This is a genomic window from Aeromicrobium sp., from assembly GCF_032084975.1.
In the GTDB taxonomy this organism is placed as follows: domain Bacteria; phylum Actinomycetota; class Actinomycetes; order Propionibacteriales; family Nocardioidaceae; genus Aeromicrobium.
Genome location: NZ_DAMDLR010000007.1, coordinates 1 through 19994, shown reverse-complemented (window position 1 = coordinate 19994; position 19994 = coordinate 1). Strand labels below are relative to the sequence as shown.

Sequence of the window (19994 nt, the reverse complement as noted above, 5' to 3'; positions counted from 1 at the left end):
CGTGAAGCGGTGCTTAACTGACTCCATGGACCTGCCCCCGGCCCAGCTGGCCGCCCTCGTCGCGATCGCCGACCACGGCTCGTTCGAGGCCGCCGCGAAGCACCTCAAGGTCACGCCGAGTGCCGTCAGCCAGCGCATCCGCGCCCTCGAGAACGCGGCCGGGACCGTGCTCGTCAGCCGCGGCACGCCGTGCCTTCCCACCGACGCCGGCGCCGCGTACGTCCGCCTGGGGCGGCAGCTCACCCTGGTCTTCGCCGAGACGCTGACGAGCCGCCCGACCGATCTGGCCCTGGCCGTCAACGCCGACTCGCTGGCGACGTGGTTCCGGCCCGTCCTGTCCGATGTCGCCGCCTGGGGTGACGTGGCGCTGCGCCTGCGGATCGAGGACGAGGGCCACAGCCACGACCTGCTCCGGCGCGGCGACGTGGTCGGGGCGGTGACCAGCGACCCGACGCCCGTCCAGGGCTGCTCGGTGACCCCGCTCGGCGCGATGCGCTACCGCGCCGTCGCGGCTCCCGGCCTGCTCGACCGGTTCGGCGGACGAGCCGACTGGGCCGCGATGCCGATGGTCGTGTTCAACGCCAAGGACCGGCTGCAGCACGCGGAGCTGCGGCGTCACACCCGCGAGGATCCCCCGCTCGTGCACGAGGTGCCCGCGTCGGACGACTTCCGGGCCGCGATCGAGGCCGGCCTGGGGTGGGGCCTGCTGCCGGAGTCGCAGGCGCAGGACGGGCTGGCCGACGGACGGCTCACGCACCTGGGCCGGTCCACGACACGGGTGGCCCTGTACTGGCAGCGCTGGAAGCTGGACTCGCCGCTGCTCGACCGGCTCAGCGAGACGCTTCGAGCACACGCCCCGGTCTGAGGCTCAGAACCCGAGGCGGCGCAGCTGCTTGGGGTCGCGCTGCCAGTCCTTGGCGATCTTGACGTGCAGGTCCAGGTGGACCGGCGTGCCGAGCAGGCGCTCGATCTGGCCGCGCGAGTCGATGCCGATCTGCTTGAGCCGCGAGCCCTTCTTGCCGATGATGATGCCCTTCTGGCTGTCGCGCTCGACGTAGACGTTGGCCCGCACGTCCAGCAGCGGCTTGTCCTCGGGACGGTCCTCGCGGGGGACGACCTCCTCGACGACGACGGCCAGCGAGTGCGGCAGCTCGTCGCGGACTCCCTCGAGGGCGGCCTCGCGGATGATCTCGGCGATCAGGGTCTCCTCGGGCTCGTCCGTGAGCTGACCCTCGGGGTACAGCGCCGGACCGGGAGGCAGCGTCTTGACCAGCAGCGAGGCGAGCAGCTCGACCTGGTCGCCGGCGACGGCCGAGACGGGCACGATCTCGCGCCAGTCGAGCCCCGCCTCGGCGCCGGCCGCGGCGATCTCGGTCAGGTGCTCGGCGAGGCGGTCCGGCGAGACGAGGTCGGTCTTCGTCGCGATCGCCAGCACGGGCTTCTTGCGCAGCGCCGCGAGCTCCTTGATGAGGAACCGGTCGCCCGGCCCGATCTTCTCGTTGGCCGGCAGGCACATGCCGACCGTGTCGACCTCGGCCCACGTCGTGCGCACGAGGTCGTTGAGCCGCTGACCCAGCAGCGTCCGCGGCTTGTGCAGGCCGGGGGTGTCGACCAGGACGAGCTGGGCGTCATCGCGATGCACGAGTCCACGGATGACGTGACGCGTCGTCTGGGGACGCGAGGACGTGATCGCGACCTTCCCGCCCACGAGGGCGTTGGTCAGCGTGGACTTGCCGGCGTTGGGGCGGCCCACGAAGCAGGCGAAGCCGGAGCGGAACTCACCCTCGCTCATGACGCACCTCCCGTGGGAGAAGCAGGATACGAGAGTCGCGTCATGAGATGCCCTTCGTTCGCTCGCTGGCGCTCGCTCATGTGGACAGCACCGTGTCGACCGCGCCGGCCGGATCGGCGACGACCACCGTGACGCCGGTGCCGCCGAACTCGATGACGGAGTCCAGGCCGACGGGCACGTCGCCCTCGGTGACCAGCGCGACGGCCTCGAGGCCCTTGGCACCGGACGAGACGGCCATCGCGACGGCCAGGTCGAGCGCGGGCACCCGCAGGGTGTCGAGGTGAACGGTCGCGGCGGTGTACGTGCGGCCGTCGAGGTCACGTACGGCGGCGCCCTGCGCCACCTGCAGTCGGGCTCGAGACGACCGGGCGAGGGTCACGAGCTTCGCGTCCTCGGGGGGCAGTTCCATGCGACGAATGTACCGGCCTTCGCCTCAGGCCTCGGACGTCACGTCCACCGGCTCGACGGGCGACACGACGACCCGTCCGATCCGGTTGCGGCGACCCTGCGGAGCCTGGGCCTCGAAGCGCAGGCCCTCGACCTCGACGACCGATCCGGGGATCGGGACGGTGCCCAGGTGCTTGGCCATCAGGCCGCCCACGGAGTCGACGTCCTCGTCGCGGAACGAGATCCCGAACAGCTCCTCGAGGTCGTCGACGTCGTACCGGGCGCTGACCCGCCACGCACCGTCGGAGAGCTCCTCGCGCTCGTCGGGCTCGTCGTCGTACTCGTCGGTGATCTCGCCGACGATCTCCTCGAGGATGTCCTCGATCGTCACCATGCCGGCGGTGCCGCCGAACTCGTCGATCACGATCGCGACGTGGGTACGCTGGGCCTGCATCTCGCGCAGCAGGTCGTCGGCGTGCTTCGTGTCGGGCACGTACATGACGTCGCGGCAGATCGACTCGACCTTCTCGGTCGTCTCGGCCGCGTGGTTGTCGAAGACGCGCTTGGTGAGGTCCTTGAGGTAGGCCATGCCGATGACGTCGTCGAGGTTCTCGCCGATCACGGGCATCCGCGAGAAGCCGCTGCGCAGGCCGAGCGACATGGCCTGACGCAGCGTCTTGTGGCGCTCGATGTAGACCAGGTCGGGTCGCGGCACCATGACCTCGCGGACGATCGTGTCGCCCAGCTCGAAGACCGACTGGATCATCTTGGACTCGTCGGACTCGATGACCGAGCTGGCGGCCGCCAGGTCGACCAGCTCCCGGACCTCGACCTCGGACGCGAACGGGCCCTCGGCGAAGCCGCGGCCCGGCGTGAGGGCGTTGCCCAGGAAGATCAGCAGCCGTGGGACGGGGCCCAGCAGGGTGGTCATCGCGATGACGGGTCCGGCCGAGGCGATCGCGATGGCCTCGGAGTGCTGGCGGCCGAGCGTGCGCGGCCCGACGCCGATCGCGACGAACGAGACGACGGACATGATGCCGGCCGCGATCAGGACGTTGGTCCAGTAGCCCTCGACCCGGTCGGCCACGATCGCGGCGACCAGGACGATGCCCCCGGTCTCGGCGACGATGCGCAACAGGAGCACCGAGTTCAGGACCGGCGCCGGGTCCTCGAGGATCCGGGCGAGGCGCCTGGCACCGGCGATGCCCTCCTCGGTCAGCTCCTCGGCACGCGCCTTGGAGAACGTCGAGATCGCGGCCTCGACGGCGACGAGCAGCCCCGCGAGCACGACGAGCGCGATCGCGAGGGCGATGGCTGGGCCATTCATCCCTCGGACTCCCGCAGCGCCGGGTCGGCCCACTCGAGCAGCAGCCGGCCCTGGATGCCGAACATCTCGGCGTGCTCTTGGGGCTCGGCGTGGTCGTAGCCGAGCAGGTGCAGGATGCCGTGGACGGTCAGCAGCGCCATCTCGTCGTCGCGCTCGTGACCGGCCGCGGGGGCCTGCTGCTCGGCGACCTGCGGGCACAGCGCGATGTCGCCCAGGTAGCCCGCGTCGGCCTCACGATCGTCGTGGCCGGGGGTGAGCTCGTCCATCGGGAACGACAGCACGTCGGTGGGTCCCTGCTTGCCCATCCACTGCTCGTTGAGGACGGCGATGGTGTCGAGGTCGACGAGGCGCAGCGTCATCTCGGTCTGCGGGTGCAACCGCATCCGGCGCATCACGAAGCGGCACAGCGACGTCAGGTCGGCGACGTCGACCTCGACGCCGGACTCATTGAGGACGTCGACGGTCATGCGCTCCCCCTGCGGCCTCGGGCCGGCGGCCGTTGGCCTCGTAGTCGTCGTACGCCGCCACGATGCGACCGACCAGCTTGTGGCGGACGACGTCGTGGCTGGTGAGGCGCGAGAAGTGGATGTCGCGCACGTCGGTGAGGATGTTCTGGACCACGCTCAGGCCGCTGGTGGCGCCGCCGGGCAGGTCGACCTGGGTGATGTCGCCGGTGACCACCATCTTGGAGCCGAAGCCCAGGCGCGTCAGGAACATCTTCATCTGCTCGGCGGTGGTGTTCTGCGCCTCGTCGAGGATGATGAACGCGTCGTTCAGGCTGCGGCCGCGCATGAACGCCAGCGGGGCGACCTCGATGACGCCCGACGTCAGCAGCTTGGGGATCGTCTCGGGGTCGAGCATGTCGTGCAGCGCGTCGTACAGCGGGCGCAGGTACGGGTCGATCTTCTCGCTCAGGGTGCCGGGCAGGTAGCCGAGCCGCTCACCGGCCTCGACCGCCGGGCGGGTCAGGATGATCCGGGTGATCTCCTTGGCCTGCAGCGCCTGCACGGCCTTCGCCATCGCGAGGTACGTCTTGCCGGTGCCGGCCGGACCGATGCCGAACACGATCGTGTGCTCATCGATCGCGTCGACGTACTTCTTCTGGTTGAGCGTCTTGGGGCGGATCGTGCGGCCGCGGTTCGAAAGGATGTTGAGGCTCAGCACGTCGGCCGGCCGCTCATGCGTCTGCGTGCGCAGCATGCCGACGCTGCGCTCGACGGTCTCGGCGTTGAGCGCCTGGCCCGTCCGCAGGATCGCGACGAGCTCGTCGATCAGGCGCTCGACGAGGGCGACCTCGGCGGGCTCGCCGGTGACCGTCACCTCATTGCCGCGCGCATGGATGCCCGCCTCGAAGGCGGTCTCCATCAGACGCAGGAACTCGTCGGCCGGTCCGAACAGGGAAACGAGCGGGACCGACGCGGGAATCGTCACCGTGTGTCGCGCCGTGGAAGTGTCGTCAGTCATACGGCCGCCAGTCTACCCGTCCGGCACCGACACGTGCCGACCCGAACGATCAGGCCAGGAACAGCCTGGACACGTCGACGCCCGCCAGCAGGTGCACGTGCGCGTGGAAGACGGTCTGCCCGGCGCCCGCTCCCGTGTTGAAGACCAGGTTGTAGTCCTCGTGGCCCTCCTGCGTCGCGATGGCCCGGGTCTGCGCGAGCAGCTCGGCCGCGATGGCCGGCTCGGCGGACGCGAGCGCGGCGGCGTCGCCGTGGTGGACCTTCGGGATGACGAGCACGTGGACGGGCGCCTTGGGGTTGATGTCGCGGAACGCGAGCGTGTGCTCGCTCTCGGCGACGACGTCCGCCGGGATCTCGCCCTCGACGATCTTGCAGAAGATGCAGTCAGCAGCCATGGCCCGACCCTACCCAGCCCGCGGCGCGGCTCACTTGAACGCGTCGCGGATCCGGCCGAAGACGCCCGACCGCGAGGAGTGGTCGAGCGCAGGCTCGGGATGGCGCTCGTCGCGCGCCGCGGCCAGCTTCTCGAGCAGCTCGCGCTGCTCGTCGTTGAGGTCGCGCGGCGTCTCGACGACGACCTGCACCGTGAGGTCGCCGCGCCCCGACCCGCGAAGGCGCGGGACGCCGTAGCCACGCGCCACGATCGTCTCGCCGGACTGCGTACCGGACGGCACGTCGATCGAGACCGTCTGCTCGAGGCCCTCGAGGTCCTCTCGCTCGGAGTCCAGCGTCGGCAGGTCGAACCGCGTGCCCAGCGCTGCCGCCGACATCGGCAGGGTGATCTGGCACGCGAGCGAGTCGCCGTGGCGGGTGAAGCGCGCGTGACGCGCGACCTTGATCTCGATGTAGAGATCGCCGGCCGGGCCTCCCCCGGCACCGACCTCGCCCTCGCCGGCCAACTGGATCCGGTTGCCGTCGTCGACACCCGCCGGGACGTTGACCTGCAGGCTGCGGCGCGAGCGGACGCGGCCCTCGCCGTTGCACTCGCGGCAGGGATCGGGGATGACGGTGCCGTAGCCGTGGCACGTGGGGCACGGACGCGAGGTCCGGATGTCGCCGAGCAGCGAGCGCTGGACGTGCTGGACCGCGCCGTGGCCGTGGCACGTGCCGCACGTGACGGGCTCCGAGCCCTCGTTGGCGCCGCTGCCGTCGCACACCTCGCACGTCACGGCCGTGTCGACCTTGATGTCGCGGGTGACGCCGAAGGCCGCCTCGGCGAGCGAGATCGACAGGCGCAGCAGCGCGTCCTGGCCGCGCTGCGTGCGCGGGCGCGGGCCGCGCGACGAGGACGTCTGGCCGAAGAACGCGTCCATGATGTCGTCGAAGCTGAAGCCCTGGCCGAAGCCGCCGCCCATGCCCCCGCCGGACAGCGGGTCGCCGCCGCGGTCGTAGACGGCGCGCTTCTGCGGGTCCGACAGCACCTCGTACGCGGTGGTGACCTCCTTGAACCGATCGGCCGCGTCGGGGGCGTCGTTCACGTCGGGATGGAGCTGGCGCGCCAGCTTGCGGTACGCCTTCTTCATCTCCTCGGGAGTCGCCTCGCGGGACACGCCGAGCAGTTCGTAGTAGTCCAAGGTCTCTTCTCTTTCGCGTGGTCGTGCGGGCTCAGCCGTCGGCGAGGATGCGCCCGACGTAACGGGCGACGGCTCCGACGGCGGCCATCGTGGCGGGGTAGTCCATGCGGGCGGGGCCCATCGTGCCGAGTTGCGCGAGCGACTCGCCATCGGCCCCGTAGGTGGTGGAGACGACCGCCGTGCCGAGGAGGTCGTCGCGTCCGGTCTCGCGGCCGATCCGCACGAGCGGACCGTTCGTGGCCTCGCCGAGCAGGCGCAGCAGCACCACCTGCTCCTCCATCGCCTCCAGGACGGGACGGATGGAGGTGTCGAAGTCGGCGCCGAAGCGGGCCAGGTTGGCGGTGCCGCCCACGGCGACCCGCTCGTCGGAGCGCTCGTTCGAGAACGTGTTGGCCAACGTGGTGACGATCGACGACACCACGGGGCGGTCGTCGACGGCGAACGTGTCGATCAGCTCGGCGAGCCGCAGCGACGCCTCGGGCAGCCGCTCGCCCAGCGTGGCGCGGACGATGCGGGACTTGAGGTCGGCCAGCAGCTGCTCGCCCGGCGCCTGGCCGAGCTCGACGATCCGCTGCTCGACGCGACCGCTGCTGGTGATCACGACCACCAGCACGCGCGCGCCGTCGAGGCCCACGAGCTCGACGTGGCGCACCGTCGAGCGGGTCAGGGACGGGTACTGGACGATCGCGACCTGGTTGGTCAGCTGGGCCAGGATCTTGACGCTGCGGGTGACGATGTCGTCGACGTCGATCGCGCCCGACAGGAAGGTCTCGATCGCCCGGCGCTCGGCGGTCGAGAGGGCCTTCACCTCGGTCAGCCGGTCGACGAACATCCGGTAGCCCTTGTCGGTCGGGATCCGGCCAGCGCTGGTGTGCGGCGCGGTCAGGTACCCGTCGTCCTCGAGCGCGGCCATGTCGCCTCGGATCGTCGCCGATGAGACGCCCAGCTGGTGTCGCTCCAGCAGGGCCTTGGAGGCGACGGGCTCCTGCGTGGCGACGTAGTCCTCCACGATCGCGCGCAGCACGTTGAGCCGGCGGTCCTCGATCATCGGTCACCTCCCGCATTGGCACTCGACCCGGTCGGGTGCCAGTCTACCGGCGGACCCGTGGGGCCGGTGCGCCTCCGTGAACCGCCGGGCGCGAGGTGGCACCCTGTCCGGGTGAGCGAGGTGTCAGTGCGCCGGGACGGCGCGATCGAGGTCGTCGACGGTGACCGGGTGCTGGTCTACACGCCCTACGAGGTCACGGCCCCCGACGGCTCGACCGTCTCCCACGAGTCCCGCGGCGGCACGATGGCCTCGGTGTGGGCCACCGAGGTCGGGGACGCGTTCGTCGAGCTGTCGCACCTGGGCGACGGACCGCAGGGCGGCGAGCTGGTCATGGTCGTCACCCGCCCGGGCCACTCCCCCGAGGTCGCGCTGGGCGCGCTCGTGACCGATGACGTGCCGGCCACCGTCCCCGAGTCCTGGCCCGCAGCCGTCGACCTCGCGATCGGCCTGATCGTCGACACGACCCTCGACAGCGGCTCCAAGGACGACGTCGAGGCCTACCACCAGCGACTGCTGGGGGTGTGGTTCGGCCATGGCTGACCGGTACGGCTCGGACGTCCTCTCGGGCGACTGGCGGCAGCCCAGGAACGGCCGCTCGACCGAGCTGGCCGCCGACCTCGGGCTCGTCGTGGAGGAGGTCTCGACCGGGTTCGTCGGCGAGATCATGCGCGTCGAGCGCGACCTCGGCACCGTCCAGCTCGAGGACCGGCGGCTGCGCCGCAAGGTGTTCCCGCTCGGTCCCGGGTTCCTGGCCGAGGGCAAGCCGGTCGTCCTGGTCGCCCCGACGCCGAAGGGCCCCGCCGCGAGGACCCGCACGGCATCCGGCTCGCGCGTCGCGGCCGACACCCGCGCCCGCGTCGCCCTGCCCAGCCGCATCTACGTCGAGGGACGCCACGACGCCGAGCTGGTCGAGAAGGTGTGGGGCGACGACCTGCGAGCCGAGGGCGTCGCCGTCGAGTACCTGAACGGCATCGACGACCTCGCCGCGATCGTCCGCGACTTCGGCCCCACGCCCGAGCGGCGCCTGGGCGTGCTGGTCGACCACCTCGTGCCGGGCTCGAAGGAGCAGCGCCTGGCCGACGAGGTCGCCCACGTCCCGCACCTGCTCGTGGTCGGCCACCCGTACGTGGACGTGTGGCAGTCGATCAAACCCCAGCGCCTGGGCATGGACGCCTGGCCGACGATCCCGCGCAACGTGGAGTGGAAGAAGGGCATCTGCGCCCACCTGGGCTGGCCGCACGCCGATCAGGCGGACATCGCGCGGGCCTGGAAGGCGATCCTCGGCCGCGTCGACTCGTGGACCGACCTCGAGCCGGCCTTCCTGGGCCGGGTCGAGGAACTGATCGACTTCGTCACCTCGCCCTGACCAGCTGCAGCTTCCAAAGCCCCACCGAGAGCAGCCCCAGCACGAGCGGCCCGGCGATCGTGATCGAGCGCCAGATCACGAACCCGGCCACGAGCTCGGCCTCGTCGGCGCCGGCCTCGATCGCCAGCAGCGTCGCCACGACGACGGCGTCGAGGATCCCCAGGCCGGAGAACGGGAAGAGCGTCAGTGGGTAGGCGACCAGGAACGCCACGAGCACCTCGATCGCCGGGACCTCCGCCGCGGTGACCCCGACGAAGCGCAGCGACGCCACGATCAGCGCCGCGTCCACGACGACCATCGCGACGAGGGCCAGCACCGAGCGCGGCAGCGCCCAGGGGACGCGGTCGACGACGCGGCCCCGGAAGTCGGCCGCCCAGGCCGCCCACGCGCCGGGGTCGACCCCCCTGCGCATCCTCGCGACGAGGCGCGCCAGCCGACGGGCGAGCCCCACCGTGAAGGTCTCGCCGCGGAACGCGAGCCACACGACGGCCAGGAGGGCGGCGCTCACCGATCCGCTCAGCACGGCGGGGACGAACTCGCCGAGGTGGAACGTGCCCAGCGCGAGCATCAGCACGATGCCCAGCAGCGGCGCACCGAACCTCACGACGTAGAACGTCACGGTGTTCATGACCGTGCCCGCCAGGCCCGCCGGCGCGGGGATGCCCCATGACCCGAACATCGCCAGTCGCAGCACGACGTCCGACGGCGGGGGCGCGACCGTGGTCATCAGGATCGCCGCCTGGTCGTTCTGCATGGCCCGCACCGGCGGACACCCGGGGATGAACAGTGCGAGGGGCAGGGCGTTGAGGAACTGGCGCAGCAGCAGCCCCACCACGAGGACGGCGAACTGCCACGGCGCCAGCTTCGCGATCGCGGTGCGGACCTGCTGCCAGTCGACGTCGCCCAGCAGCCCGCGGATCACCACGACGATGACCACCAGCAGGACGGCGATCAGGACGAGCCGCACCCAGCGGCGGCGTGGTCCGGCGTCAGGCATCGAGCGGGTCGCGGATGATCGGGCACGTCATGCAGTGCCCGCCCCCGCGGCCGCGTCCGAGCTCGGCCCCGACGATCTCGATGACCTCGATGCCGGCCTTGCGCAGCAGCGAGTTCGTGTGGGTGTTGCGGTCGTAGGCGATGACGACGCCCGGCTCCAACGCGACGAGGTTGTTGCCGCTGTCCCACTGCTGGCGCTCGGTGTCGTACTCGCTGCCGCCGGTCTCGACGATCTGGAACTTCTCGACCCCGAGGGCCTCCGCGACGACATCGACGAACAGCGCGTCCTCATGGTCGATGACCTCGATGCCGGGCAGTCCCTCGCCGGGCAGGATCGTGAACGCGTGGATCGTGTTGACGATCTCGGGGTAGATCGTGACCACGTCGCGGTCGGCGAACGTGAAGACCGTGTCCAGGTGCATGGCCGCGCGCAGCTTCGGCATGCCGGCGACGATGACCTTCTCGGCCGCGCCCTTGTCGAACAGCGCCTTCGCCAGCTGGGTGATGCCCTGACGCGACGACCGCTCGCTCATGCCGACCAGCACGACCCCGTTGCCCGGCACCAGGACGTCGCCGCCCTCGACCGTGGCGGTCCCCCAGTTGACCTCAGGATCGCCCCACCAGACCTTCGACCCGGCGAAGTCGGGATGGAACTCGTAGATGGCCTTCATCAGGAGCGTCTCGTCCTTACGGGCCGCCCAGTACAGCGGGTTCAGCGTCAGGCCGCCGTGGACCCAGCAGGTGGTGTCGCGCGTGTAGAGCGTGTTCGGCAACGGCGGCATGAGGTACTCGTGGCCGCCGTGCGCCTCACGAACCAGGGCGCGGTAGCCCGGCGCGAGCTCACGCGGGAGGTCACGTGTGGACAGGCCGCCGATGAGGAACTTCGTGAGCTCGTCCGCCGGCAGCTCGTCGAGGTAGCCGCGGGTCTCCTCCACGAGGCCGATCCCCACCTCGTTGGCGACGATCTTGCGGTCGAGCAGCCACGCCCGCGCGGTGCGGTCGGCCATCGTCGTCGACAGCACGTCGTGCAGCTCGACCACGTCGATGTCGCGCTCGCGCATCCTGTCGACGAAGTCCTGGTGGTCGCGCTGGGCGTTCTGCACCCACAGGACGTCGTCGAACAGCAGGTCGTCGCAGTTCGACGGCGTCAACCGCTCGTGGGCCAGGCCGGGCGCGCAGACCAGCACCTTGCGCAGGCGGCCGACCTCGGAATGGACGCCGTAGGCGTCGGAGGGCTGCGTCATGGGACTCCTTCGGGTCGGGACATCACAACACGATGCCACCGGTCAGCAGTTGGTACAGGGCGATGGCCGCGCCGGCGACGATGACCACGAAGAGGGCCAGCTCGGCCGGGGTGAACACGCGCAGGCCGCGCTCGCGGCGCGCGATGACGAACAGCACCGCGGCGGGCGCGTAGAGCAGGCACGACAGCAGCAGGAACTCCAGGCCCGCCGCGAAGAACAGGAAGATCGCATAGGCGGAGGCGAGACCCGCGAACACCAGGTGCTTGCGCCGGTCGGACGAGTCGTCCTCGTACGTCTCGCCACTGAGGGTGAGCTTGAGCGCGTACGCCGCCGCCAGCAGGTACGGGACGAGAGCGAGACTCGTGGTGAGGTCCAGCATGAAGTTGAGCGAGTCGTCGACGAGCAGCGTCACGGCCAGGAGCACCTGGACCCCGACCGTCGTCGCGATCAAGGCCGTGATCGGGGTACCGGCTGCGTTCTCGCGGGCGAAGAAACGTGGCATGTCGTTGCTGCGCGCCGGGATGTAGGCGACCTCGGCCGCCATCAGCGTCCAGGCGAGGTAGGCCCCCAGGACCGACACGATGACGCCGGCGCTGATGAACCACTCCCCCCACGGACCCACCGTCTGCTCGAACAGGCCGACCATCGACGGCTGCCGGGTCGAGGCGATCTCGGTCTGGCCGAAGGCGCCGTAGGACACCAGTGTCACGAGCGAGAAGATCGCCAGCACACTCAGGAACCCCAGCACGGTCGCCTGGCCCACGTGCTCGCGCCGCTGGGCGTAGCGGGAGTAGACGCTGGCCCCCTCGATGCCGATGAAGACGAAGGTCGTGACGAGCATCGTGTTCTTGACCTGCTCGGTCATCGAGCCCAGGTCGTCGTAGGCGAAGAAGTTGTCGCCGAAGGTGGTCGCGTCGAAGCTCACGCCCAGGACCACGATGAACACCACGATGGGCAGGATCTTGAAGATCGTGACGATGCGATTGATCACCGCGGCGTCGCGCACCCCGCGGGCAATGAGGAAGTGGAACACCCAGACGCCCACCGTCGAGAGCCCCACCGCGAGCAGCGTGTCCCCGTCACCGAAGTCGGGGAAGAACGCGCCGAGCGTGGCCGTGATGAAGACCCAGTAGAAGGCGTTGCCGGCCATCGTGCTGGCCCAGAAGCCGACGGCGGAGTTGAAGCCGGCGTAGTCGCCGAAGCCCGCCTTCGCGTAGATGAAGACACCGGAGTCCAGGTCGGGCTTGCGGATCGCGAGCGTCTGGAAGCAGAACGCCAGCATGAGCATGCCGGTGCCCGCGATCGTCCAGGCGATGAGGGCGCCGGCGACGCCGGTGGCGGTGCCGAACCGGGCGGGCAGGGAGAAGACCCCGGCACCCACCATGGAGCCGATCACCATGGCCGTCAGGACCGGCCGGGTGACCTTCTTGACGTCGGTCGCGACGGGCGTGGTCATGCCGTCCGCATCCCCCATGTGGCGAACGTAGCGCAGCCGCGCCCCCACGGACAGGCCTAATCGAGGCCCTGTACCGCCTCGAGCACCACCCGGTCGGCCATCAGGCGCCCGGTTCGCGTGAGCACCATGCGGTCGCCGACGGGCGTGAGCCACCCCGCGTCGACGAGGTGACCCGCGTCCCCGAGCAGCTCGGTCTCGATCCCTTCGGCCAGGCGGATCCGCAGCATGACGTCCTCGAGGTGGCGAGCGGCCGCATCCGGTCGCTCGCCGTCCATCCGCGGGGACTCCCCCGTCATGAGCCGCTGCGCATAGGCGCCCGGGTGCTTCACGTTCCACCAGCGCTCGCCGTCGACGAAGGAGTGCGCGCCGGGCCCGACACCCCACCACTGGCCGCCGTTCCAGTAGCCGATGTTGTGGCGGCACTGCGCGGCCTCGTCGAGCGCCCAGTTCGACAGCTCGTACCACGACAGCCCGGCGGCGCTCATCAGGTCGTCGGCCAGCAGGTACTTGTCGGCGGTCTCGTCGTCGTCGGGCATCACGACCTCGCCGCGACGCACCTTGCGCGCGAAGGCCGTGCCGTCCTCGACGATCAGGGCGTAGGCGCTGATGTGGTTCGGACGCATCTCCAGCGCGGCCGTGACCGTGTGGCGCCAGTCCTCGATCGTCTCGGTCGGCGAGCCGTAGATGAGGTCGAGGCTGACCTGCTCGAAGCCGGCCTCGCGCGCCCACGCGACCGCCTGCGGCACGCGCTCGGGGTCGTGGGTGCGCTCGAGCATCGCCAGCACGTGCGGCCTCGCGGACTGCATGCCGAACGAGATCCGGGTGAACCCGCCCTCGCGCAGCTCGGCCAGGGACTGCGGCGTGACGCTGTCGGGGTTGGCCTCGGTGGTGACCTCGGCGCCCGGGGCCAGGCCCAGCCGGTTGTCGACGGCACGCAGGAAGCGCACCAGGTCGGCCGAGGGCAACTGCGTGGGCGTGCCGCCGCCGACGAAGACCGTGTCGACGGTGCGCTCGGGGACGAGGGACAGCTCGCCCAGCGCCGCATCGATGTACGTCGCCCGCGAGGCACCGAGCACGTCGGGGCCGCCGAGGTCGTCGGCGGTGTACGTGTTGAAGTCGCAGTAGCCGCACCGCACGGAGCAGAACGGCACGTGCAGGTAGATGCCGAACGCCACGCACCCAAGGGTACGTGGCGCTCGTGACGCGGGGGTCGCTCAGGCGTCGGCGTAGAACCCGTCGAGGATGTCGGCGTAGCGCTGCTCGACGACGCGGCGCTTGACCTTCATGCTCGGAGTGATCTCACCGGACTCGATCGAGAGGTCGTGGTCGAGGATCGCGAACTTCTTGATCGTCTCCCAGCGGTTCAGCTTGGCGTTGAGCTGCTCGACGTGTCCCGCGATCTCGGCCCTGAGCTCGTCGGACGCGACGATCTCGCCGTAGGGCCTGCCGGCCATGCCATGGTTCTCGCCCCACGCCGCGGCGGCGTCGGGATCGATCGTGATGAGCGCCGAGCAGAAGTTGCGGTCGTTGCCGTGCACGATCATCTGGCTGGTCAGCGGGGAGATCGCCTTGAACGCGCCCTCGATGTGCGACGGCGCGACGTACTTGCCGCCCGACGTCTTGAACAGGTCCTTCTTGCGATCGGTGATCCGCAGGAAGCCGTCCGGGTCGATCTCGCCGATGTCACCGGTCGCGAGCCAGCCGTCCTCGGTCAGCGCGGAGGCCGACTCGCCCTCGAGGTTGTGGTAGCCGCGCATGACGTTCGGGCCCTTGATCATGACCTCGCCGTCCTCGGCGATCCTGGCCTCGACGCCCGGGAAGGGCTTGCCGACGCTGCCGATGCGGAAGTCGTCCGGGCTGTTGACGAACGAGCCCGCCGAGGTCTCGGTGAGGCCGTAGCCCTCCATGACCAGGACGCCGGCGGCGTGGAACCACTCGGCGATGTCGGTCGACAGGGCGGCCGCACCGGAGACGAAGAAGCGGACTCGCCCGCCGAAGCGCTCTCGGACCTTGCTGAAGACGAGCTTGTCGGCGAGGCGGTGCTGGAACCGCAGGCCCGCCGGGACGGGCTTGCCGGCGCGCTCGAGGCGCGAGACCTGCAGGCCGACCTTCTCGGCCCAGCGGAAGAGCTTGAGCTTCGCGCCGCCCTCCTCGACCATCATGCCGACGATGCGCCCGTAGGCCTTCTCGAAGATGCGGGGAGCCGCACCCATGAAGGTGGGCTTCACGATCGCGAGGTTGTCGACGATCTTGGGGACACGGCCGTCGACGGCGCACGGGAAGCCGATCGTCAGCTGCGACGTCAGCAGCACCTTGCCGAACGAGTGGGCCATCGGCAGCCAGCGGAACTCGAGGTCGTCCTCGGTCAGCGAGCCCGGCGCGGCGACGGCCGCGCCCTCGTACGTCCAGTTGTCGTGCACGAGGCGCACGCCCTTGGGACGGCCCGTCGTGCCGGACGTGTAGATCAGCGTGGCGAGCGACTCGGGGCCGGTCCCGGCGATGCGCTCCTCGAGGATGCCGGGGTGGTCGATGAGGTACTTCTCGCCGAGCTCCATCAGCTCGTCGAGCGAGATGACCCAGTCGCCGTCGGTCTCGCCCTCGTAGACCACGACCTTGGAGACGCTGGGCAACTCGGAGCGCTTCTCGCGCAGCTTGGCGACCTGCTCGTCGTCCTCGGCGAACACGAGGCGGCTGTCGGAGTCGGACAGGATGTACGACACGTCGTCGGCGACGGACGTCGGGTAGACGGTGGTCGTCGCGGCACCGGCGACGTTGGTGGCCAGGTCGGAGAGGATCCACTCGATGCGGGTGCCCGACGCGATCGCGACGCGCTGCTCGGGCTCGATGCCGAGCGCGACGAGGCCGGCGGCGATCCGCGACACCTTGTCGCCGGTCTGGGTCCAGGTCAGCGAGATCCAGTTCTCGTTCTCGTCCGGGTACCGGTAGGCCTCGCGCGGACCGGAGGCCTCGACGCGTCCGTAGAAGAGCTCTCCGACGGTGCTGGCGCGGTTCTCGACGATCTTGAGTTGTTCGGCAGTGGACACAGCCATGAGGGATTCTCCCGGGGGACGGCGGCACGGATTGTGATGCCCGTCACCCTACCCGCGCGTAGGTCCCCCGGGGAAGGTTTGGGCTGATCAGCGGGTCGCCGCCGCAGCCCTTTTCCCACTTTTGGACGCGGTTCCACGCGATTCGGACCGTGGGACGTGGATCAGCGTCCAAAAGTGGAGTGCACAGGCGCCCGCGGTCGGCTTCCGCCGTCCACAGGCACCAATCAAGACCTGTCGTCCGACTCGTGCGGGGGCGACGCTCGGGCCATGAGCGCGATCCCCGACGGGCTGCACGGCCGACCGTTCCGCACATCGGAGGCCACCGCGCTCGGCATCACCCGCCGGATGCTCGAGGGGCCCGGGTTCGATCTCCTGCACCGCGGTCACGGCGTGTGGGCCGTCGCCGGAGTTCCTCGCGACCTGCGGTTCATGCTCCGCGCCGACCTGCTGGTGATGCCGGGCGACGCAGCGGTCAGTCACCTCACGGGCCTTCAGCTCCACGGGATCGACCTCGACTCGACGACGCGGCACTGGTCCACCAACACCGTCCTGCGACGCCGGCTCGACGGCATCGGGCTGCACCGTCGCCAAGCTCCCCTGCGCGCCCAGCGGATCGACGGCATCCCCGTCCTGGCACCCGACCGCTGCCGGGTGAACGCCGCGATCATGCTCAGTCACCTCGAGATCGTGCGGATCGCCGATGCGCTGGTCGCCGCCGCGCTGACCACGCCCGAGCACTTCGCGGCCTACGCGTGGGGGCGCCACCTCCACGGCGTCCGCCGCTCGCGGACGAACGCCGGCCGGGTCCGCGAGCGCGTGCGGTCGTTCCGCGAGACCGACCTGCGGCTCGTGCTGACCCTCGCGGGACTGCCGGAGCCCGAGATCAACGCCGACATCTTCGACGCGTTCGGGAACCACCTCGGCTGCGGCGACCTGGTGCTGCAGCGATGGCGCATCGTGCTGGAGTACGACGGCTGGTACCACGAGCGCAGTGCCTCGCAGCGGCGCAAGGACATCCTGCGACGCGAGGCGCTCGAGGCCGACGGCTGGCTGGTGATCGTCGTGGTGTCGGGTGATCTCGACCGGCCGGCGAACCTCATCGGCAGGGTGTGGCGAGCCTTGGTGTCGCGCAGCTACGAAGGACCGGCGCCGCGGTTCGCGCCGTGGGCACTCGCGGAGCTCGCCCGCGACCCGAAGGCCTGAACCCTGCTTAGGGCGCCCGCTCTCCACTTTTGGACGCGGATCCACCCGCGACGAGCACACGGGCGTGGATCTGCGTCCAAAAGTGGAGAAGGAGCGCGAGAGCCGCGGAACCGGGTCAGGACTTCGTCTCGCCCGTCGAGAGCGCGGCGATGAACGCCTCCTGGGGGACTTCCACGCGGCCGACCATCTTCATGCGCTTCTTGCCCTCCTTCTGCTTCTCGAGCAGCTTGCGCTTGCGGCTGATGTCGCCGCCGTAGCACTTGGCGAGCACGTCCTTGCGGATCGCGCGGATGTTCTCGCGGGCGATGATCCGCGCGCCGATGGCGGCCTGGATCGGCACCTCGAACTGCTGGCGCGGGATGAGCTCCTTGAGCTTGCCCGCCAGCGCGACGCCGTACGAGTAGGCGCTGTCGCGGTGGACGATCGCGCTGAACGCGTCGACGGGCTCGCCCTGCAGCAGGATGTCGACCTTGACCAGGTCGGCGGCCTGCTCGCCGGAGAGCTCGTAGTTGAGCGAGGCGTAGCCCTTGGTGCGCGACTTCAGCGCGTCGAAGAAGTCGAACATGATCTCGCCCATCGGCAGCGTGTACCGGATCTCGACGCGATCGTCGGACAGGTAGTCCATGCCGCCGAGCTGGCCGCGCCGCGCCTGGCACAGCTCCATGATCGTGCCGATGTAGTCCGACGGCGCGAGGATCGTGGCCGAGACGACCGGCTCGTAGACCTCGGCGATCTTGCCGGCGTTCGGGTACTCGCTCGGGTTGGTGACGGTGTGCTCGCTGCCGTCCTCGAGCTTCACGCGGTACACGACGTTCGGGGCCGTCGAGATGAGGTCGAGATTGAACTCGCGCTCGAGCCGCTCGCGCACGATCTCCAGGTGCAGCAGGCCCAGGAAGCCGATGCGGAACCCGAAGCCCAGCGCACCGGACGACTCGGGCTCGTACACGAGTGCGGCGTCGTTGAGCTGCAGCTTCTCGAGGGCGTCGCGCAGGGTCGCGAAGTCGTCGCCGTCGATCGGGTACAGGCCGGAGAACACCATCGGATTGGGGTGCTGGTAGCCGCCGAGGGCCTGCTCGGCCGGTCGGCCGGCCGCGGTGACCGTGTCACCGACGCGGCTCTGGCGGACCTCCTTCACACCGGTGATGAGGTAGCCCACCTCGCCGACGCCTAGGTGGCCGGCCTTCACGGGCTCGGGGCTGATGACGCCGACCTCGAGCATCTCGTGCACGGCGCCGGTGGACATCATCTTGATCTTGTCGCGGTGGCTGAGCTTCCCGTCGACCACGCGGACGTACGTGACGACGCCGCGATAGGTGTCGTAGACCGAGTCGAAGATCAGCGCCCGCGGCGGCGCGTCGGGGTCGCCCTTCGGGGCCGGGACCTCGTCGACGATCAGGTTGAGCAGCTCCTGCACGCCCTGGCCCGTCTTGGCCGAGACCCGCAGCACGTCGTCGGGCTCGCCGCCGATGATGCCGGCGATCTCGGCCGCGTACTTCTCGGGCTGTGCGCCGGGCAGGTCGATCTTGTTCAGGACCGGGATGATGTGCAGGTCCGCGTCCATCGCCAGGTAGAGGTTGGCCAGCGTCTGGGCCTCGATGCCCTGGGCGGCGTCGACCAGCAGGATCGCGCCCTCGCACGCCTCGAGCGAGCGGCTGACCTCGTAGGTGAAGTCGACGTGCCCGGGCGTGTCGATCATGTTCAGCACGTACGTCGTGCCGTCGTCGTCGCCGTCGGACTTGGTGAACGGCATCCGCACGGCCTGGCTCTTGATCGTGATGCCGCGCTCGCGCTCGATGTCCATCCGGTCGAGGTACTGGGCGCGGGCGGCACGCTCGTCGACGACGCCGGTCAGTTGCAGCATCCGGTCGGCGAGCGTCGACTTGCCGTGGTCGATGTGCGCGATGATGCAGAAGTTCCGCAGCAGCTCGGGCGGCGTCTCGCCGGGGCTCGGGGCGGGGGTGGGGCGCGTCATGGTGACTCCATTGTCCACGACCGGCGAACCGGTCGTGACCAACGGATCAGCGCCAGGCGTACGCGATCACGACGTTGACGACGACGAGCGCCGCCACGACGTGGCCCCAGTTGTTCGGAGCGGGCAGCTTCTGCTTCATGAACGCGATCGCCGTGGCAGCGGCGGCGATGACGAGCTTGAGGCCGACCTTGGCGTTGTTCGGGTCGTGGACCGCCTCGCTGGCGGAGCCGATGCCCGTGAGCACGATGCCGATCACGAGGGCCGTCGCGACCGCGTGGGCCATGCCCCGGGGAACGCGCGGGGCCCGCAGGGACATCGCCCACAGGACGAGGGCCGCGGCCCAGCATGCGATGTGGACCCAGACGAGGATGTCGTAGAAGAGCTGCACGTGCGCATCGTACGTCCGCGTGCGGATTTGAGGACGAGGTGCCGACGCTGGTAGCATTGACGATTGCGTGTCCAGCCCACCGTACGACGGGCTCGGACGCGACCAAGACTTACATCAAACGGAACGACGAAAGAACAGGTTTGCCGTGGCGAACATCAAGTCGCAGATCAAGCGCAACCGGCAGAACGAGGCCGCGCGCGAGCGCAACAAGTCGGTGCGCTCGGCGCTGAAGACCTCCGTTCGCCGTTTCCAGGCCGCCGTCGAGGCGGGCAACGCCGACGAGGCCAAGACCCTCGCCGCCGACACCACGAAGAAGCTGGACAAGGCTGCCAGCAAGGGTGTCATCCACAAGAACCAGGCTGCGAACCGCAAGTCGGCCATCGCCAAGAAGGCCGCCTCGCTCTGAGTTCCGCCGAACGAGCCCCGCACCCGATGGGTGCGGGGCTTTTTCACATGCCGGCGTGGGCTACGACGCGCGGCTGCGCGCGACCGCGATGTCGATGATCATCCGCTCGACCGCGTGACCGGGCTCGGCCGAGCCGCCCTTGACCTGCAGGTCGGCGTGCGCCACCGCCTCGAGGGCCCGGCGCAGCGAGGCCTCGTCCCAGCCGCGGGCGCTCTGGCGCAGTGACCGGATCTTGAACGGCGGGGCCCCGATCTCGCGGGCGAGGTCGGCGTCGCGCAGGCCCGGGGCGGCTGTGGCGACCCGTGCCAGCTGGCGCAGGCCG

The 19994-nt window shown here is 70.2% G+C and carries 20 protein-coding genes and 1 pseudogene; 5 read left to right on the top strand and 16 right to left on the bottom strand.

Annotated features, from left to right (window positions below; genetic code table 11):
* The first annotated feature begins 25 nt into the window (after window positions 1-25).
* Window positions 26-865 carry a LysR family transcriptional regulator ArgP gene (locus RT323_RS02980; protein WP_313404893.1) on the top strand — a complete coding sequence of 280 codons (840 nt, stop codon included), beginning with the start codon at window positions 26-28 and terminating at the stop codon, window positions 863-865.
* 3 nt (window positions 866-868) lie between these two features.
* On the opposite strand, the gene era is transcribed toward RT323_RS02980, so the two are convergent.
* From era to hrcA, 8 genes are all read right to left on the bottom strand, one after another.
* Window positions 869-1792, bottom strand: a complete 924-nt coding sequence (gene era, locus RT323_RS02975) for a GTPase Era (RefSeq protein WP_313404891.1) — start codon at window positions 1790-1792, stop codon at window positions 869-871.
* Window positions 1793-1868: 76 nt separating this feature from the next.
* Window positions 1869-2201 carry a cytidine deaminase gene (locus RT323_RS02970; protein WP_313404889.1) on the bottom strand — a complete coding sequence of 111 codons (333 nt, stop codon included), beginning with the start codon at window positions 2199-2201 and terminating at the stop codon, window positions 1869-1871.
* Window positions 2202-2225: 24 nt separating this feature from the next.
* Window positions 2226-3506 carry a hemolysin family protein gene (locus tag RT323_RS02965; protein WP_313404887.1) on the bottom strand — a complete coding sequence of 427 codons (1281 nt, stop codon included), beginning with the start codon at window positions 3504-3506 and terminating at the stop codon, window positions 2226-2228.
* The gene (gene ybeY / locus RT323_RS02960) at window positions 3503-3973 is read right to left on the bottom strand and encodes an rRNA maturation RNase YbeY (protein WP_313404885.1); all 471 of its coding nucleotides are present in this window, start codon (window positions 3971-3973) and stop codon (window positions 3503-3505) included. Before ybeY ends, RT323_RS02965 begins: the two co-directional genes overlap by 4 nt.
* Complete coding sequence (locus RT323_RS02955) at window positions 3951-4970, bottom strand: PhoH family protein (RefSeq protein ID WP_313404883.1); 1020 nt, start codon at window positions 4968-4970, stop codon at window positions 3951-3953. Before RT323_RS02955 ends, ybeY begins: the two co-directional genes overlap by 23 nt.
* Window positions 4971-5019: 49 nt before the next feature.
* Window positions 5020-5364 (bottom strand): HIT domain-containing protein, encoded by a 345-nt coding sequence (locus RT323_RS02950; RefSeq protein WP_313404881.1) that lies wholly within the window; start codon window positions 5362-5364, stop codon window positions 5020-5022.
* 30 nt (window positions 5365-5394) lie between these two features.
* Window positions 5395-6543: a molecular chaperone DnaJ gene (gene dnaJ, locus RT323_RS02945; RefSeq protein WP_313404879.1), complete on the bottom strand. Its 1149-nt coding sequence runs from the start codon at window positions 6541-6543 to the stop codon at window positions 5395-5397.
* 31 nt (window positions 6544-6574) lie between these two features.
* On the bottom strand, window positions 6575-7591 hold the full coding sequence (gene hrcA, locus RT323_RS02940) for a heat-inducible transcriptional repressor HrcA (RefSeq protein WP_313404877.1): 1017 nt from the start codon (window positions 7589-7591) through the stop codon (window positions 6575-6577).
* Between the two features lie 111 nt (window positions 7592-7702).
* Between hrcA and RT323_RS02935 the strand changes: the two genes are divergently transcribed.
* Window positions 7703-8131 carry a hypothetical protein gene (locus tag RT323_RS02935; protein WP_313404875.1) on the top strand — a complete coding sequence of 143 codons (429 nt, stop codon included), beginning with the start codon at window positions 7703-7705 and terminating at the stop codon, window positions 8129-8131.
* Window positions 8124-8957, top strand: a complete 834-nt coding sequence (locus RT323_RS02930) for a DUF3097 domain-containing protein (protein ID WP_313404874.1) — start codon at window positions 8124-8126, stop codon at window positions 8955-8957. Before RT323_RS02935 ends, RT323_RS02930 begins: the two co-directional genes overlap by 8 nt.
* On the opposite strand, the gene RT323_RS02925 is transcribed toward RT323_RS02930, so the two are convergent.
* From RT323_RS02925 to RT323_RS02905, 5 genes are read right to left on the bottom strand one after another with little or no spacing between them, the layout of a single operon-like run.
* On the bottom strand, window positions 8944-9954 hold the full coding sequence (locus RT323_RS02925; protein WP_313404872.1) for a lysylphosphatidylglycerol synthase domain-containing protein: 1011 nt from the start codon (window positions 9952-9954) through the stop codon (window positions 8944-8946). The two genes, RT323_RS02930 and RT323_RS02925, sit on opposite strands and share 14 nt — an antisense overlap.
* Entirely contained in the window at window positions 9947-11197 is a 1251-nt protein-coding gene (locus tag RT323_RS02920; protein ID WP_313404870.1) for an arginine deiminase, read from the bottom strand. Before RT323_RS02920 ends, RT323_RS02925 begins: the two co-directional genes overlap by 8 nt.
* Before the next feature lie 22 nt (window positions 11198-11219).
* A complete protein-coding gene (locus RT323_RS02915; RefSeq protein ID WP_313404868.1) occupies window positions 11220-12671 on the bottom strand; it encodes a basic amino acid/polyamine antiporter in 1452 nt (483 codons plus the stop codon).
* 38 nt (window positions 12672-12709) lie between these two features.
* Window positions 12710-13828: a radical SAM family heme chaperone HemW gene (gene hemW, locus RT323_RS02910; RefSeq protein ID WP_313404866.1), complete on the bottom strand. Its 1119-nt coding sequence runs from the start codon at window positions 13826-13828 to the stop codon at window positions 12710-12712.
* Between the two features lie 39 nt (window positions 13829-13867).
* Entirely contained in the window at window positions 13868-15703 is a 1836-nt protein-coding gene (locus RT323_RS02905) for a long-chain fatty acid--CoA ligase (RefSeq protein ID WP_313404864.1), read from the bottom strand.
* Window positions 15704-15970: 267 nt separating this feature from the next.
* On the opposite strand from RT323_RS02905, the gene RT323_RS02900 reads away from it, so the two are divergent.
* Window positions 15971-16906 (top strand): hypothetical protein, encoded by a 936-nt coding sequence (locus RT323_RS02900; protein ID WP_313404863.1) that lies wholly within the window; start codon window positions 15971-15973, stop codon window positions 16904-16906.
* Window positions 16907-17021: 115 nt separating this feature from the next.
* Here RT323_RS02900 and lepA read toward each other — a convergent pair whose 3' ends face one another.
* Together lepA and RT323_RS02890 are read right to left on the bottom strand one after the other, a co-directional pair.
* On the bottom strand, window positions 17022-18878 hold the full coding sequence (gene lepA / locus RT323_RS02895; protein WP_313404861.1) for a translation elongation factor 4: 1857 nt from the start codon (window positions 18876-18878) through the stop codon (window positions 17022-17024).
* Window positions 18879-18924: 46 nt separating this feature from the next.
* Window positions 18925-19266 (bottom strand): hypothetical protein, encoded by a 342-nt coding sequence (locus RT323_RS02890; protein WP_313404860.1) that lies wholly within the window; start codon window positions 19264-19266, stop codon window positions 18925-18927.
* Between the two features lie 145 nt (window positions 19267-19411).
* Here RT323_RS02890 and rpsT point away from each other — a divergent pair, with 145 nt between their 5' ends.
* On the top strand, window positions 19412-19672 hold the full coding sequence (gene rpsT, locus RT323_RS02885) for a 30S ribosomal protein S20 (protein ID WP_313404858.1): 261 nt from the start codon (window positions 19412-19414) through the stop codon (window positions 19670-19672).
* Window positions 19673-19732: 60 nt separating this feature from the next.
* Here the strand turns inward: rpsT and RT323_RS02880 are convergent.
* A pseudogene (locus tag RT323_RS02880) lies at window positions 19733-19994 on the bottom strand (DNA polymerase III subunit delta); the annotation flags it as partial.

Coding starts and splice junctions, on each gene's coding strand:
- RT323_RS02915 (WP_313404868.1), bottom strand. CDS start 12,671: ATGGGGGATGCGGACGGCATGACCACGCCCGTCGCGACCGACGTCAAG.
- RT323_RS02950 (WP_313404881.1), bottom strand. CDS start 5,364: ATGGCTGCTGACTGCATCTTCTGCAAGATCGTCGAGGGCGAGATCCCG.
- ybeY (WP_313404885.1), bottom strand. CDS start 3,973: ATGACCGTCGACGTCCTCAATGAGTCCGGCGTCGAGGTCGACGTCGCC.
- RT323_RS02955 (WP_313404883.1), bottom strand. CDS start 4,970: ATGACTGACGACACTTCCACGGCGCGACACACGGTGACGATTCCCGCG.
- RT323_RS02970 (WP_313404889.1), bottom strand. CDS start 2,201: ATGGAACTGCCCCCCGAGGACGCGAAGCTCGTGACCCTCGCCCGGTCG.
- RT323_RS02900 (WP_313404863.1), top strand. CDS start 15,971: ATGAGCGCGATCCCCGACGGGCTGCACGGCCGACCGTTCCGCACATCG.
- lepA (WP_313404861.1), bottom strand. CDS start 18,878: ATGACGCGCCCCACCCCCGCCCCGAGCCCCGGCGAGACGCCGCCCGAG.
- hrcA (WP_313404877.1), bottom strand. CDS start 7,591: ATGATCGAGGACCGCCGGCTCAACGTGCTGCGCGCGATCGTGGAGGAC.
- RT323_RS02965 (WP_313404887.1), bottom strand. CDS start 3,506: ATGAATGGCCCAGCCATCGCCCTCGCGATCGCGCTCGTCGTGCTCGCG.
- RT323_RS02925 (WP_313404872.1), bottom strand. CDS start 9,954: ATGCCTGACGCCGGACCACGCCGCCGCTGGGTGCGGCTCGTCCTGATC.
- RT323_RS02920 (WP_313404870.1), bottom strand. CDS start 11,197: ATGACGCAGCCCTCCGACGCCTACGGCGTCCATTCCGAGGTCGGCCGC.
- RT323_RS02930 (WP_313404874.1), top strand. CDS start 8,124: ATGGCTGACCGGTACGGCTCGGACGTCCTCTCGGGCGACTGGCGGCAG.
- era (WP_313404891.1), bottom strand. CDS start 1,792: ATGAGCGAGGGTGAGTTCCGCTCCGGCTTCGCCTGCTTCGTGGGCCGC.
- RT323_RS02905 (WP_313404864.1), bottom strand. CDS start 15,703: ATGGCTGTGTCCACTGCCGAACAACTCAAGATCGTCGAGAACCGCGCC.
- RT323_RS02980 (WP_313404893.1), top strand. CDS start 26: ATGGACCTGCCCCCGGCCCAGCTGGCCGCCCTCGTCGCGATCGCCGAC.